Source organism: Sulfitobacter sp. R86518 (assembly GCF_042466275.1).
In the GTDB taxonomy this organism is placed as follows: domain Bacteria; phylum Pseudomonadota; class Alphaproteobacteria; order Rhodobacterales; family Rhodobacteraceae; genus Sulfitobacter; species Sulfitobacter pontiacus.
The window spans coordinates 2,986,022-3,000,439 of record NZ_JAXHCA010000005.1 but is presented as its reverse complement, the minus strand read 5'-3'; the positions used below and the strand labels follow the sequence as shown (position 1 = coordinate 3,000,439).

At 58.7% G+C, this 14,418-nt stretch carries 10 protein-coding genes and 2 pseudogenes; 4 read left to right on the top strand and 8 right to left on the bottom strand.

What is annotated here, in order from left to right; all coding sequences use genetic code 11:
- Positions 1-22: 22 nt before the first annotated feature.
- Both SJY36_RS15705 and SJY36_RS15700 read right to left on the bottom strand, forming a co-directional pair.
- Complete coding sequence (locus SJY36_RS15705) at positions 23-901, bottom strand: ribokinase (RefSeq protein WP_386176327.1); 879 nt, start codon at positions 899-901, stop codon at positions 23-25.
- Positions 898-3,156 (bottom strand): NADP-dependent malic enzyme, encoded by a 2,259-nt coding sequence (locus tag SJY36_RS15700; protein ID WP_005850791.1) that lies wholly within the window; start codon positions 3,154-3,156, stop codon positions 898-900. The genes SJY36_RS15705 and SJY36_RS15700 overlap by 4 nt, the downstream gene beginning before the upstream one ends.
- 201 nt (positions 3,157-3,357) lie before the next feature.
- Between SJY36_RS15700 and mutS the strand changes: the two are divergent.
- Positions 3,358-5,980 (top strand): annotated as a pseudogene (gene mutS / locus SJY36_RS15695) (DNA mismatch repair protein MutS).
- A gap of 62 nt (positions 5,981-6,042) precedes the next feature.
- Here the strand turns inward: mutS and SJY36_RS15690 are convergent.
- Together SJY36_RS15690 and hrcA are read right to left on the bottom strand one after the other, a co-directional pair.
- Positions 6,043-6,606 carry a nucleotide exchange factor GrpE gene (locus SJY36_RS15690; protein WP_005850788.1) on the bottom strand — a complete coding sequence of 188 codons (564 nt, stop codon included), beginning with the start codon at positions 6,604-6,606 and terminating at the stop codon, positions 6,043-6,045.
- A 9-nt stretch (positions 6,607-6,615) separates the two neighbouring features.
- A complete protein-coding gene (gene hrcA / locus SJY36_RS15685; RefSeq protein ID WP_005850786.1) occupies positions 6,616-7,650 on the bottom strand; it encodes a heat-inducible transcriptional repressor HrcA in 1,035 nt (344 codons plus the stop codon).
- Between the two features lie 130 nt (positions 7,651-7,780).
- On the opposite strand from hrcA, the pseudogene rph reads away from it, so the two are divergent.
- From rph to hemW, 3 genes and pseudogenes are all read left to right on the top strand, one after another.
- A pseudogene (gene rph / locus SJY36_RS15680) lies at positions 7,781-8,494 on the top strand (ribonuclease PH).
- Positions 8,491-9,102, top strand: a complete 612-nt coding sequence (gene rdgB, locus SJY36_RS15675; protein ID WP_386176324.1) for an RdgB/HAM1 family non-canonical purine NTP pyrophosphatase — start codon at positions 8,491-8,493, stop codon at positions 9,100-9,102. The pseudogene rph and the gene rdgB overlap by 4 nt, the downstream one beginning before the upstream one ends.
- Positions 9,095-10,252 (top strand): radical SAM family heme chaperone HemW, encoded by a 1,158-nt coding sequence (hemW, locus tag SJY36_RS15670; protein ID WP_386176322.1) that lies wholly within the window; start codon positions 9,095-9,097, stop codon positions 10,250-10,252. The genes rdgB and hemW overlap by 8 nt, the downstream gene beginning before the upstream one ends.
- Here hemW and SJY36_RS15665 read toward each other — a convergent pair.
- Genes SJY36_RS15665 through mnmG form a run of 4 tightly spaced genes read right to left on the bottom strand, consistent with a single transcriptional unit; the run spans position 10,249 to position 14,412 of the window.
- Complete coding sequence (locus SJY36_RS15665; RefSeq protein ID WP_132997652.1) at positions 10,249-11,136, bottom strand: ParB/RepB/Spo0J family partition protein; 888 nt, start codon at positions 11,134-11,136, stop codon at positions 10,249-10,251. The two genes, hemW and SJY36_RS15665, sit on opposite strands and share 4 nt — an antisense overlap.
- 15 nt (positions 11,137-11,151) lie before the next feature.
- On the bottom strand, positions 11,152-11,952 hold the full coding sequence (locus tag SJY36_RS15660; protein ID WP_005850775.1) for a ParA family protein: 801 nt from the start codon (positions 11,950-11,952) through the stop codon (positions 11,152-11,154).
- Positions 11,945-12,553 (bottom strand): 16S rRNA (guanine(527)-N(7))-methyltransferase RsmG, encoded by a 609-nt coding sequence (gene rsmG, locus SJY36_RS15655; protein WP_386176319.1) that lies wholly within the window; start codon positions 12,551-12,553, stop codon positions 11,945-11,947. Before rsmG ends, SJY36_RS15660 begins: the two co-directional genes overlap by 8 nt.
- A complete protein-coding gene (gene mnmG / locus SJY36_RS15650) occupies positions 12,550-14,412 on the bottom strand; it encodes a tRNA uridine-5-carboxymethylaminomethyl(34) synthesis enzyme MnmG (RefSeq protein WP_386176316.1) in 1,863 nt (620 codons plus the stop codon). Before mnmG ends, rsmG begins: the two co-directional genes overlap by 4 nt.
- Positions 14,413-14,418 lie beyond the last annotated feature (6 nt).

The window sequence follows — 14,418 nt, the reverse complement described above, 5'->3', positions numbered from 1 at the left end:
GACCCCGCGTTAATCGCGAGCGTTAATCTTCGTCAAAACCGTGATCCTGGATGTCTTTGAGGTCCGGGATCACATCCGCTGTGCCTTGGCGCGTGACCATCAAGGCGCCAGCTTGCATTGCCAGCGCGATTGCATCCGGCATCGACAGTTTGCGGTCCAAGGCAGCGATCAGATAGCCGGTAAACGTGTCCCCCGCCCCCGTGGTATCGATGGCTTTGACCGGATAGGCCGGAAAGCTTTGCACCGTTTTCGCCTTGTTAGAGACCCATTTGCACCCCTCAGCACCCAAGGTCACGATAATATCGTCGATCGGCAGCGCGTCGATGCGGGCGCCTGTGGTTTTTTCAAGCGCCTCTGCCTCGACCTCGTTCAACACCAGCAGATCAATGTTGGGCAGAACCTGCGCCACGATTTCAGCATCAAAGGGCGCGGCGGCATAGGCGACGCGCAGGCCCAGAGTATGCGCGGTCTGCGCGGCAAAGCGTTGGCCCAGGGTTTCGTTCTGCATCAGCAGAAAGTCACCGGGCGATGCCTCTGCCAGGGCGGCCCCGATCATTTGGGTGGTGATCTTGTGATTGGCCCCTGAAAACAACACGATAGAGTTTTCGCCATCCTCGGCCACACAGATATTCGCGTGACCGGTGGCCGTGTCGATCATGCTGATATGCTGCGTTTCGACGCCGTCTTCCAGCAAACGGTCCACGGCCCATTTACCGTCCGGCCCCACGGCGCCGATATGCATAACGCGCGTTCCGGCGCGGGCGGCGGCGACCGACATATTGGCCCCCTTCCCGCCCAACCCTTGCCGGAAATCATGCGCGGCAATCGTTTCCCCCGGCGCCGGCAGATGCCGCAGATAGTAGAAATTATCCGCGTTGATAGAGCCGAGGTTCCAGATCATTCGCCGACCTTGCAGGCCGCCAGAATAGCCATGTTCAGGATGTCATTCGCGGTGGATGTGGTCGAACAGATCTGGATCGACTTATCCAACCCCGTCAGGATCGGGCCGATCACCGTGGCGCCCGCCATTTCCTGCATCAATTTGACCGAGATACTGGCCGAATGCCGCGCCGGCACGACGAGGATATTCGCAGGCCCTGTCAGCCGCGAGAACGGATAGTTCTTCTGGCTTTCGGCATTCAGCGCCACATCAACGGTCATTTCGCCTTCGTATTCGAAATCGACCCCGCGTGCGTCCAGCACATCGGGGGCACGCTGCATCTTTTCTGCCCGCTCGGACACGGGGTAGCCGAATGTCGAAAAGCTGACAAAGGCAACCCGCGGCTCAAGCCCCATGTGGCGGGCGACCTTGGCCCCTTTTTCAGCAATATTCGCAAGGTCTTCTTCGTTCGGCCATTCATGCACCAGCGTATCGCCGATGAACACAATCCGCCCCTTGTGCAGCAGCGCAGTGATCCCGACGGCGCCGTGTTTTGCATTGGCATCGAACACGTGGTTCAGCCGTTCAAGCACATGGGCGGATTTGCGGGTTGCACCCGTCACCAGACCATCACCATGCCCATGCGCCAACATCAGCGCGGCAAAGACGTGGCGGTCACGGGCGGCCAGACGGTGGATATCCTTGCTATCCGACCCTTTGCGCTGCAAGCGATTGTAAAGGAATGACTTATACGTCTCGAGGTGCTGGGTATTGGCCGCATTCACGACCTCAAGCTCGCGGTACGCATCCTCCATCCCCGCCGCCGTCAGCTTGGCCTTTACGTCGTCGGCACGCCCGACGACCAGCGCCTTGCCCAGACCGGAGCGTTGATACATCACCGCAGCTCGCAGAACCTTGGGGTCATCCCCTTCTGCAAAGATCATCCGCGCCTGATTGGCCCGCGCACGGGCATTGATCCCGCGCAGGATATTCGCCGTCGGGTCCATCCGCGACTTCAGGCTCAGCTCGTAGGCGTCCATATCGATGATCGGGCGCCGCGCGGCACCGGTGTCCATACCTGCACGTGCAACAGCAGGCGGAATACGATGGATCAGACGCGGATCGAACGGCGTCGGGATGATGTAATCCCGACCAAAGCTCAGGTTCTTGCCATAGGCCAGCGCCACTTCGTCCGGCACATCCTCGCGCGCCAGATCGGCCAAAGCGTGGGCGCAGGCGATCTTCATCTCGTCGTTGATGGCGCGGGCGTGGATATCCAGCGCCCCGCGGAACAGGTAAGGAAAGCCCAAAACGTTGTTTACCTGATTGGGGTAATCACTGCGGCCTGTGGCGACAATCGCATCGGGGCGCACCTCGTGCGCTTCCTCCGGCGTGATTTCAGGATCGGGGTTCGCCATCGCGAAGATCACCGGATTATCCGCCATGCTGGCGACCATCGCGGGCGTCACCGCCCCTTTGACCGACACACCCAGGAACACATCCGCGTTCTTCATCGCCTCTTCCAGCGTGCGCAGCTCGGTCTGCGCGGCATGGGCCGACTTCCACTGGTTCATGCCCTCGGTACGGCCCTGATAGATCACACCTTTTGTATCGCACATGATACAGTTGTTGTGCTTGGCCCCCATCGCCTTGAGCAGTTCAAGACAGGCGATCCCCGCCGCCCCCGCACCGTTCAACACAATCTGCACATCTTCGATCTTCTTGCCCGAAATGCGCAAGGCGTTCAGCAGACCGGCAGCACAGATCACCGCGGTGCCGTGCTGGTCGTCGTGAAAGACGGGAATATCCATCTCTTCTTTCAGACGCTGTTCGATGATGAAACATTCCGGCGCCTTGATATCCTCAAGGTTGATCCCGCCGAACGTCGGCCCCATCAGCTTGACCGCATTGATGAACGCCTCGGGGTCTTCGGTATCCAGCTCGACGTCGATCGAATTCACGTCGGCGAACCGTTTGAACAGCACCGACTTGCCCTCCATCACCGGTTTCGACGCCAGCGCACCAAGGTTGCCCAAGCCCAAAACAGCAGTGCCGTTGGAAATTACCGCGACCATATTGCCCTTGTTGGTATAGTCATATGCCAGTTCGGGATTTTCGGCGATCGCTTCACAGGGAACGGCAACACCGGGGGAATAGGCGAGGCTCAGATCCCGCTGGGTCGTCATCGGGACGGTTGCGGTGATTTCGAACTTGCCCGGCGTGGGTTCAAGGTGAAAGGCGAGCGCCTCTTCGGACGTGATGCGGTTTTTGGTCACTAGAACGGCTTTCCTCATGGTTTCCCGCTTGATATCGCCGATCGGCCCCTCACACAATCATGATGGCGCTCACGGTTTGCACGACGTCGCGGCGACGCCGCGCGTGCAACGCCGGTCCGCCCTTTCGTCCGGAGGCGCGGTTTTGTACACAACGTTAACTCGAACCGGGGGCGCAGGGTGACCGAAGAAAAAATCACGCCAATGATGGCGCAATATCTAGAGCTTAAATCCCAGTACGCCGAAGCGCTGCTGTTCTACCGCATGGGCGATTTCTACGAGATGTTCTTTGACGATGCCGTCGCCGCGGCTGAAGCACTGGATATCGCGCTGACCAAACGCGGCAAACACGGGGGCGAAGACATCCCCATGTGCGGCGTTCCGGTCCATGCCGCCGAAGGGTATTTGCTGACGCTGATCCGCAAAGGCTTCCGCGTGGCGGTCTGCGAACAGATGGAAAGCCCGGCGGAGGCGAAGAAACGCGGCTATAAATCCGTGGTCAAACGCGATGTCGTGCGGCTGGTCACCCCCGGCACATTGACCGAGGAATCCCTGCTCGAAGCGCGGCGCCACAACTATCTGGCCGCATTTGCAGAGGTCCGCGACGGTCATGCGCTGGCCTGGGTCGATATTTCGACCGGCGCGTTTCACGTGATGCCCCTGACCCTGTCGCGCCTTGGCCCCGAACTGGCCCGTCTGTCCCCGTCAGAGCTGATCGTGTCAGAAGCGAAAGAGGCTGATTTGCGCGAATTAGTCTCTGATTTCGACATCGCGCTAACCCCTATCGCACGCTCTGCCTTTGACAGCAGCAGCGCTGAAAAACGGGTCTGCGATCTGTTCGGCATCGGGTCGCTCGACGCCTTCGGCAGCTTTGAACGCGCCGATATCTCGGCCATGGGCGCGATCATCGACTACCTCGAGATTACACAGAAGGGCAAACTCCCCCTCCTGCGCCCGCCGCAGAAAGAGGCCGAGGCACGCAGCGTACAAATCGACGCTGCCACACGTCGCAATCTTGAACTGACACATGCGCTGACCGGTGGTCGCGCCGGCACGCTGTTGTCCGTTATGGACAAGACAGTGACCGCCGGTGGCGCCCGGCTGCTGGAACGGCGTATTTCGTCACCTTCCCGTGTGTTAGAGACGATTCAATCCCGTCTGGACGCGATCAGCTTTGCCTATGACACACCGTCGATCCGCAATGACATCCGCCAGCATCTGCGCAACGTCCCTGATCTGGACCGCGCCCTGTCGCGCCTGTCGCTGGACCGTGGCGGCCCCCGTGACCTTGCCGCCATCCGCAACGGCCTGACCGAAGCCAGCCATCTGGCCGACAAGATGCAAGCCGCCGCCCTGCCCGATCTGCTGGCGCAGGCCGCCAAGGGGCTTACCGGCCATGACAGCCTGATTGATCTGCTCGACGATGCGCTGATCGCCGAACCACCCCTGCTGGCCCGCGACGGCGGCTTTATCGCGCCGGGGTATGACGCAGAGCTGGACGAGGTGCGCACCCTGCGGGACGAAGGCCGCAGCGTCATTGCCCAGATGCAGCAGGATTTCATCACGCTCACCGGTATCTCGACGTTGAAGATCAAGCACAACAACGTGCTTGGGTATTTCGCCGAAGTCACAGCGACCCACGCCGAGAAAATGCTGTCGGCGCCGCTGTCCGATACCTTTATCCACCGTCAGACCACCGCCAATCAGGTCCGTTTCACAACCGTGGAACTGTCCGAGATGGAGACAAAGATCCTCAACGCGGGCAACCACGCGCTGGAGATTGAAAAGCGGCTCTACGAAACGTTGAAACGCGCCATTCTGGATCACTCCGGCCCGATCGGTGTCGCCTCGGCTGGATTGGCCGAGATTGATCTGGCCACCGGTCTGGCCGATCTGGCGCAGTCCGAAAACTGGGTGAAACCCCGCGTCGATAATTCACGTGCCTTCGACATTCAGGGGGGCCGCCATCCGGTCGTGGAACGCGCCTTGGCCCAGCAATCCGGCAGCCCCTTTATCGCCAATGATTGCACCCTGTCCGCCGATGGCGACAACGCGAATATCTGGCTGCTGACCGGCCCTAACATGGCGGGTAAATCGACCTTCCTGCGGCAGAACGCAATCATCGCCCTGATGGCACAAATGGGCAGCTACGTGCCTGCCGCCACCGCGCACATCGGCCTGATCAGCCAGATTTTCAGCCGTGTCGGCGCCTTCTGACGATCTGGCACGAGGCCGTTCCACGTTTATGGTCGAAATGGTCGAAACTGCCGCAATCCTCAATCAGGCGGACGATCGCGCGCTTGTGATCCTGGATGAAATCGGGCGCGGCACGGCGACCTATGATGGCTTGTCCATCGCCTGGGCCACGCTGGAACATCTGCATGATATCAACCGCTCTCGCGCTTTGTTCGCGACGCACTACCATGAAATGACCGCGCTTTCGAACAAGCTGGGCGGGGTCGATAACGCCACCGTCGCGGTCAAGGAATGGGACGGAGAGGTGATCTTCCTGCACGAGGTCCGCAAAGGCGCCGCCGATCGGTCCTACGGTGTACAGGTCGCGCAATTGGCCGGCCTGCCGCCTTCCGTCATCGCGCGCGCACGCGTCGTGCTTGAAGCGTTGGAAAAGGGCGAACGCGAAGGCGGCGCGACGCAGAAAACCCTGATCGACGACCTGCCCCTGTTTGCCGTGGCACCGGCACCTGCGCCTCAACCAAAACAAAGCTCCAAGCTCGAAGAAACGCTGGCCGAGATTATCCCCGACGAGCTCTCTCCACGTGAAGCGCTCGACCTGCTCTATAAATTGAAAGAGGCGGCCAAAACCTGACCGCCTCCCTCGCTTCCAAATGGTGTTAAATCCTCCCCGAAGGGCCGCTCTATCCCGGGCGTTTACCCTGCGGGGGTAGAGGAAACCCCGACCTGCGCCGGACGCAGCAGACGGTCGTGCAACATGAAACCTTCGGCGGCGACCTGGATGATATCGCCTGCTTTGGTGTCTGGCACGGGCGCCTCGAACATCGCCTGATGATGCTGCGGATCGAACTTGTCACCCACTGCGGGCGAGATGACTTCGATGCCGTGCTTCTTGAACACGCTCAGCAACTCGCGCATCGTCAGTTCGATCCCTTCCAGCAACGGGCCGGAGATGGTGCGCTGCTCTTCTGTAGCGGCTTCCAGGGCGCGTTTCATATTGTCGTAGACCGGCAGCATGTCGCGCGCCAGTTTCGACCCGCCATAGTTTTCCGCCTCGCGACGGTCCTTGTCAGACCGTTTGCGCGCGTTCTCTGCGTCGGCCAGGGCCCGCATGAAACGGTCTTTCAGCTGGTCACGCTCGGCACGCAATTCGTCCAGTTCCAGCGCTTCGTCGTCAATCTCGGACATCTCGTCGGCATAGGCTTCGGCCTCTGCGTCATCGATATCATCCAGAAATTCGTTCTCTTTCGGCTCTGCCATAATTCACCTCTAGCTGCGGTTCGAAATCAGCTTTCCAACCAGCTGCGCCGTGTAATTCACAATCGGCACGATACGTCCATAATTAAGGCGCGTGGGGCCGATCACACCGACCGCCCCGATCACCTTACGATCAGCGTTCATATAAGGGGAAACGACCAGAGAGGAACCCGAAAGTGAAAAAAGTTTATTCTCAGAACCAATAAAAATGCGCACACCGTCGCCCGCGTCGGCCAATTCAAGGAATTCCGCGATATCGCGCTTGCGTTCAAGGTCGTCAAACAGCTGGCGGATCAATTCGACGTTCTCGGCCTCGCCTTCGGTGTTGATCAGATTCGACCGTCCGCGCACGATCAACCGCTCGGGGGATTCCCCTTCGCCCTGCCACAGCGCCAGACCGCTTTCGACAAGCTGCTGCGCAAGAACGTCGATCTGCTGGCGCCGCTGGCTGATCTCATGCGCGATGGTGCGCTGCAATTCCGAGATGGTTTTCCCCTCGACCAGCGCATTCAGGAAATTCGCGGCTTCACGCATGCTGCTGGGGGTCTGGCCCGGCGGCGGTGTGAACAACCGGTTCTCCACGTGACCGTCGGAAAAGACCAGAACGACCAGCGCCCTATCGTGAGACAGTGAAACAAATTCGATATGCTTGATCGGCGCCTCGTGCTTGGGCGTCAGCACAAGCGAGGCGCCCTGGGTCACGCCCGACAGCGCCGACCCCACCCGATCAAGAATGCCGCTGACATCGGCGTTGTTGCTGCCAACGGTCGCGTCGATCTTTTCACGGTCCGTCTCGGTTGGATCGCCGATCTCGATCATGCCGTCGACGAACATGCGCAGCCCCATCTGCGTCGGGATACGACCCGCGCTCACATGGGGGCTCCCCAGCAGGCCCATATATTCAAGATCCTGCATCACATTACGGATCGTCGCCGCGCTGACCTTTTCGCTGAAATCCCGGGTCAGCGTGCGCGACCCCACGGGATCGCCATTCGCCAGATAGCCTTCGACCACGCGGCGGAACACCTCGCGCGAGCGGTCGTTCATCTCGTCTAAAACTGTCGGTGTTTTGTCCATAGTGGGAGAAGTATGTGCGACAGGGGGCAAACGTCAATCGGGGTTGCATCGCGCCGCAACGCAGAGTTATCCCCAATGGCAAATGGAAAAGGAAATACCTATGCGCCCCTCTGGTCGGAAACTTGACGAACTGCGTGCCGTATCGATTGAAACGGGATTCACCAAACACGCCGAAGGATCGGCCCTGATCAAGATGGGCGACACCCATGTGCTGTGTACCGCCACGATCGAGGACCGCGTGCCACCCTTTATCAAGGGCTCCGGTCTGGGCTGGGTCACGGCGGAATACGGCATGCTGCCCCGTGCCACCAACACCCGTATGCGCCGCGAGGCGGCAATGGGCAAACAAGGGGGCCGTACCGTTGAGATTTAACGCCTTATCGGTCGCGCCCTGCGCGCCGGCGTGGATCGTAGCGCCTTGGGCGAACGTCAGATCACCATCGACTGCGACGTGCTGCAGGCCGACGGCGGCACGCGTTGTGCCTCTATCACGGGGGGTTGGGTCGCTTTGAAACTTGCGGTGAACAAGCTGATGAAGGCAGGCCACGTGGTCAGCGACCCGCTGGTCGATCCGGTTGCCGCGATCAGCTGCGGCATCTATGCGGGCCAGCCGGTGCTTGACCTTGATTACCCCGAGGATTCCGAAGCAGGCGTCGACGGTAACTTTATTATGACCGGCACCGGCAAACTGATCGAGATCCAGATGAGCGCCGAAGGCTCCACCTATTCGCGCGACCAGATGAACCAGCTGATGGATCTCGCTGAAAACGGCGTGGCAGAGCTGGTCGAGAAGCAAAAGGCAGCCACCGCATGACCCGTAAATTCACCGGCGACCAGATCCTGGTCGCCACCCACAACGCTGGCAAGCTGCAGGAAATGACCGAGCTTTTCGCCCCCTTCGGCGTCACCGTCAAAGGTGCCGCCGAGATGAACCTGGGCGAGCCGGAGGAAACCGAAAACACTTTCATCGGCAACGCCCGCATCAAAGCACGTGCGGCGGTCGCGGCGACGGGCCTTCCCGCGCTGGCAGATGACTCCGGGATCGAGGTCGAAGCGCTGGACAATGCCCCCGGCGTCTATACCGCCGATTGGTCCGAAACGCCCAACGGCCGCGATTTCGTCATGGCGATGACCAAGACCCATAGGTTGCTGGAAGAGGCAAACGCCCCCCACCCGCGCCGCGCGCGGTTCTGCGCGACACTGGTTTTGGTATGGCCCGACGGACATGAAGAGGTTTTCGAAGGCCGCGTGCACGGCACGCTTGTCTGGCCGATCCGCGGCGACGTCGGTCACGGCTATGACCCGATGTTCCAACCCGACGGGCACGAACAGACCTTTGGCGAAATGTCCGCCGACGCCAAGAACGCAATCAGCCACCGTGCGGACGCTTTCGCCAAACTGATCTCTGCCTGCTTTGACTGAGGATTGGCGCCAGGGGGGCTTTGGTCTTTATATCCATTGGCCGTTTTGCGAGGCGAAGTGCCCCTATTGTGACTTTAACAGCCATGTTAGTCGCACAATCGACCAACGGGCCTGGCGCGACGCCTATTTGGCGGAGCTTGAACGCGGTGCCGCCGAAACCGAAGGGCGTGTGTTGAACGCCGTCTTTTTCGGCGGTGGCACCCCCAGCCTGATGGACCCCGATGTCGTCGCCGATGTGATCGCCGCGATCCGTCGACTGTGGCCCACGGCCAATGATCTGGAAATCACGCTCGAGGCGAACCCCGGTTCGGTTGAGGCCGACCGTTTTGCCGCCTTCCGACAGGCGGGCGTCAACCGTATTTCAATGGGGATACAGGCCCTGAATGACGCGGACCTAAAACGTCTGGGCCGCATCCATACGGTTGACGAAGGGCTTGCCGCTTTTGACATCGCCCGCAATACCTTTGAACGCGTCAGTTTTGATCTGATCTATGGCCGTCAGAACCAGAGCTTGCCCGACTGGCAGACCGAGCTGAAACAGGCCCTATCCCTGGCGATAGACCATATGTCGCTGTATCAACTGACCATCGAGCAAGGCACCGCATTTGGCGATCGCTATGCGGTGGGAAAGCTACGCGGGCTGCCCAGCGATGATCTTGGTGCCGATATGTATGCGGCCACTCAGGATATTTGCGGCGAGATGGGCATGCCCTCTTACGAGGTATCGAACCACGCCCGCGACGGGGCGCAATCGCGGCACAATCTGATCTACTGGCGCTACGGTGATTATCTTGGCATCGGTCCGGGGGCCCACGGGCGCCTGACCCAAAACGGCAATCGCTTTGCGACCGAGTGTTTTAGTAACCCCAAACGCTGGCTTGACGCTGTTGCCAGCGGCGCCACCGAAAAGCCCCGCGAGCTTCTAACGACCGAAGATCAAGGTAGCGAGTTTCTTATGATGGGGCTTCGTCTGAAAGAAGGCGTGGACCTGCGTCGGTACGAGGCGCTTTCCGGCGCACCGCTTTCGACAAAAAAAATCACCCAGATGCAGGACATCGGGATGATTTCTTGGGATAAAGACCAGCTTTATGTGACGGATCAGGGCTTTATGGTGCTAAACGCGATCCTGGCCGAGCTTTTGTCGGATTAAGAGGCCGACAAACGTTGGCAAAGCTCGTCCAGCTCGTCCATCGTCGTGTAGTGCAGCACCATCTGGCCCGCCTCCTGCCCCGGCTTGTGGTTCAGGGTTACCTTCAAACCAAGGTTTGCTGACAGATCCCCTTCAAGCGCGCGGGTGTCCGCGTCTTTTTCGCTCGAGGATTTGGCCGCCCGTTTGTTTGGTCCTTCATTCTCAGCTTGCTGCTCTTTCTTGATCAGCGCCTCGGCCGCGCGCACCGACAAGCCGCCGGCGATAATCTGTTTGGCCAGCTTTTCAGGGTTCTTCGACGGCACCAAGGTCCGGGCGTGGCCCGCTGTCAGATCGCCCTGACGCACCATTTCCAGAACATTTTCGGGCAAGTTTAGCAAGCGCAGCAAGTTCGCGATATGACTGCGGCTTTTGCCCAAGGCTTCCGCCATCTTCTCTTGCGTGTGGCCAAAACGGTCCATCAGCTGGCGATAGCCCGCCGCTTCTTCGATCGAGTTGAGGTCCGCCCGCTGGATGTTCTCGATAATCGCAACTTCGAGAACTTCGACATCGGTGAATTCGCGCACGATGATCGGAAGCTCGTGCAGCTGCGCCATCTGCGACGCGCGCCATCGGCGTTCACCCGCGACAATTTCGAACGTCCCATCATCACGGCGACGTACGATCAGCGGCTGGATAACGCCCTTTTCGCGGATAGAGTTTGCAAGATCATCCAAATCCTGCGGATCAAACCGCTTGCGCGGCTGCTCCGGATTAGGAGAAATCTTTTCAATAGGAACATACTGTTCCGCCGCGCCTTCTGATGCCACCGTTTGTGTCTCCGCTACGTCCGCCATCAAAGCCGACAATCCTCGACCCAAACCGCGCCGCTTGTCTTTATCTGCCATTGCCTGACCCCTTATTTATACGGCACTATTTGCCAGTACTTCTTTCGCCAGATCGCGGTACGCTTTGGCACCTTTCGACCCGCTATCGTAACTTAGAACCGGCATCGCGTAACTGGGTGCCTCACTGACCCGTACGTTGCGCGGAATAACGGTTCTATATACCAGTTCGCCCAAATTGCTTCGGGCGTCCTGCTCAACCTGTTGCGACAGGTTGTTCCGCTGATCATACATCGTCAGCAAAATTCCTTCGATCCGTAGATCCTTGTTCCCGCTCTGGCGCACTTCGCGGATGGTCAGCATCAATTGCGACAATCCTTCAAGCGCGAAAAACTCGCTTTGCAGCGGGACAAGCACCGAATGCGCCGCGATCATCGCGTTCACTGTCAGCAAGTTCAGCGATGGCGGGCAATCAATCAGAATGTAGTCGAAGGCGTAGCTGTCCATCTGCGTCTGCCGCAGGGCGTCGTGCAGAAGAAAACTACGCTTTTCATTAGCGATCAATTCCATATCTGCGGAACTGAGATCGACAGTGGCGGCAACGATATGCAGACCCTCTGTCTCAGTCGTCATAATCACTTGATCGAGGTCGATATCCTCAAGCAAAAGCTCGTAGGTCGTAAACTCCCGATCGTCCAGTTCAATGCCCAGACCAGTTGACGCGTTGCCCTGCGGATCAAGGTCAATCACCAGAACGCGCTGCTTCTGCTCAACCAAAGCCGCCGCAAGGTTGATCGTCGTCGTGGTCTTACCCACTCCACCCTTCTGGTTCGCAATCGCAATAATTTTGGGCCCCGAAGGTCGAGACAGATCAGACATGTTTGATTTCCTTGATCTTAAGAATTGCGGCGGATGGGTTCGTCTGGCTTTGAATCGCGTCGCAGGTATATGCCCAGGTCTCTTTCGCTGCGGCATCCTCTGCGCGCCAGTTCTCCCCCTTCGGGAAAAGCGCAGTGCCAGAAGGTAAAAGATGGCGATCTGCAAAACCCAGCAAAGCGGTCAAGTCGGACAGAGCCCGCGCGCTTAGAACGTCTGCTTCCAAGGGTTCGATCTCTTCAATCCGCGCGTTCGCCACCTTTGCGTTCAGCTCAAGCTCCCGAATGGCTGTTCTCAGAAACGCGCATTTACGCTGGTCACTTTCGACCAAGGTAAATTTCGTCGCACGCTTCTCTTGCTGCGACATCAGCGCCACGACAATTGCCGGAAAACCGCCACCGCTTCCAAGATCTACCCAATGGCCCGCATTCGGCGCGTGGGAATAGATTTGTAGCGAATCCAGAATGTGACGCTCCCACATCTCGGGGACGCTCGGCTTGGAAATTAGATTAATCTTCGCGGTCCATTTCTCGACCAATTGCGAGAAATGCTGAAGCTTCTCCAATGTTTCACGTGAAACATCCTCCTCAAAAGCGCCCATCATGCAGACTTCTTCTGGCTGCCGCGCTTGAGGTGAGACAGAAGTAGCGTCAAGGCCGAGGGCGTCATACCGTCAATTCGGGCCGCCTGCGCGAGGTTGGTCGGACGTGTCAGCGACAGCTTTGAGGTAAGCTCATTTGACAGCCCGTCGATGGCTTCATAATCAAAATTCGCAGGAATAACATGCGCCTCATCCTTCTGGAGGAGGTCGATATCCCGTTGCTGACGCGCGATATAGTTTGCATAAAGTGCATCCCGTTCGACCTGGCGGCGAATTTCGGGTTCTACCGTTTCAAGCGCCGGATTAATCAAGACGATCTGCTCAAATGTCACATCCGGAAATGCCAACAGTTGGAAACCGGTCCGCTTCGTTCCGTCCTGGCGGACCTTGATCCCTGCCGCCTCGATCGCTTTCGATGCATAGGGCGTTTTCGTGAGCTCTGCCATCGCTGCGTCGATTTTGGCCATCTTGGCGTTAAAATGCGCAACCCGCTCTTGCGATACGCAGCTCAAGGCTATTGCCAAAGGCGTGAGGCGCTGGTCAGCGTTATCAGCACGAAGCGACAACCGGAATTCGGCGCGAGAGGTGAACATGCGATAGGGCTCAGTCACGCCCCGGGTGGTCAGGTCATCAATCATCACGCCAATATAGCTATCGGCGCGGCTGAACGTTACCGGCTCTTTACCCTGAGCTGCAAGTGCCGCGTTCAATCCGGCGACCAAACCTTGTGCAGCAGCTTCTTCATAGCCGGTGGTACCGTTGATCTGACCAGCGAGATATAGGCCAGGCACGGTCCTCACGGAAAGCGCGAGGTCAAGGGCGCGGGGGTCAACATAGTCATATTCAATCGCATAACCGGGCTGGATGATTTCAACATTTTCCAACCCAACCATCGACCGCACATAGGCAAGCTGAACATCCTCAGGCAGCGAGGTCGAAATACCATTGGGGTAGATGGTGTGGTCATCGGCGCCCTCAGGCTCCAGGAAAACTTGGTGCGAGGTTTTGTCAGCAAAGCGGACAACTTTATCTTCGATCGATGGGCAGTATCGGGGCCCTACCCCGTCGATATGCCCCCCGTACATCGCGGAGCGCGACAGGTTATCGCGAATAATTTGATGCGTTTTTTCATTGGTATGCGTAATGCCGCAGGAGATTTGCGGTACCGACGTCGCCTCTGACAAGAAAGAGAACAAGACAGGCTCATCATCTCCGGGTTGCGATTCCAACTTTTCCCAGTCAATCGTCCGCCCGTCCAAACGCGGTGGCGTCCCCGTCTTCAAGCGGCCGAGTGGCAAGTTAAACGAATCAATGCGGTTTGCCAGGTCGACGGAGGCTTTATCGCCCATCCGACCGCCGGAGCGCGACACATCCCCAATATGGATGACCCCGCGCAAGAAAGTCCCAGTCGTCAAAACAACCGCAGCCGCAGCGATCTGTTCACCATCGGCAAGAACGGCACCAGAAACCTTACCATTGTCGAGAATGAAGTCGGTCACCTCACCCTCTACGATGGTCAGATTCTCTTGGCGTTCGGTCTCGGCGAGCATTTCTTTCCGATATATCGCACGGTCAGCTTGCGCCCGCGGTCCTTGAACAGCGGGTCCCTTACGGCGGTTCAAAAGCCGGAACTGGATGCCGGCTTTATCCGCGACACGGCCCATAACGCCATCCAGCGCGTCAATCTCGCGCACCAAATGTCCCTTACCCAGACCACCGATTGCCGGATTGCAGGACATCACCCCGATCCCGTCGCGCGACATCGTGATCAAAGCAGTATTCGCGCCCATACGCGCGGATGCGTGGGCCGCTTCGGCTCCGGCATGGCCGCCACCGATAACTATCACGTCAAAATGTTTCACGTGAAA

What these genes read in the sequence shown, in the direction of transcription:
- SJY36_RS15705 (WP_386176327.1), bottom strand. Translation starts at nt 901, where the DNA reads ATGATCTGGAACCTCGGCTCTATCAACGCGGATAATTTCTACTATCTG.
- SJY36_RS15690 (WP_005850788.1), bottom strand. Translation starts at nt 6,606, where the DNA reads ATGGCAGAGCCGAAAGAGAACGAATTTCTGGATGATATCGATGACGCA.
- hrcA (WP_005850786.1), bottom strand. Translation starts at nt 7,650, where the DNA reads ATGAACGACCGCTCGCGCGAGGTGTTCCGCCGCGTGGTCGAAGGCTAT.
- rdgB (WP_386176324.1), top strand. Translation starts at nt 8,491, where the DNA reads ATGACCCGTAAATTCACCGGCGACCAGATCCTGGTCGCCACCCACAAC.
- SJY36_RS15665 (WP_132997652.1), bottom strand. Translation starts at nt 11,136, where the DNA reads ATGGCAGATAAAGACAAGCGGCGCGGTTTGGGTCGAGGATTGTCGGCT.
- SJY36_RS15660 (WP_005850775.1), bottom strand. Translation starts at nt 11,952, where the DNA reads ATGTCTGATCTGTCTCGACCTTCGGGGCCCAAAATTATTGCGATTGCG.
- rsmG (WP_386176319.1), bottom strand. Translation starts at nt 12,553, where the DNA reads ATGATGGGCGCTTTTGAGGAGGATGTTTCACGTGAAACATTGGAGAAG.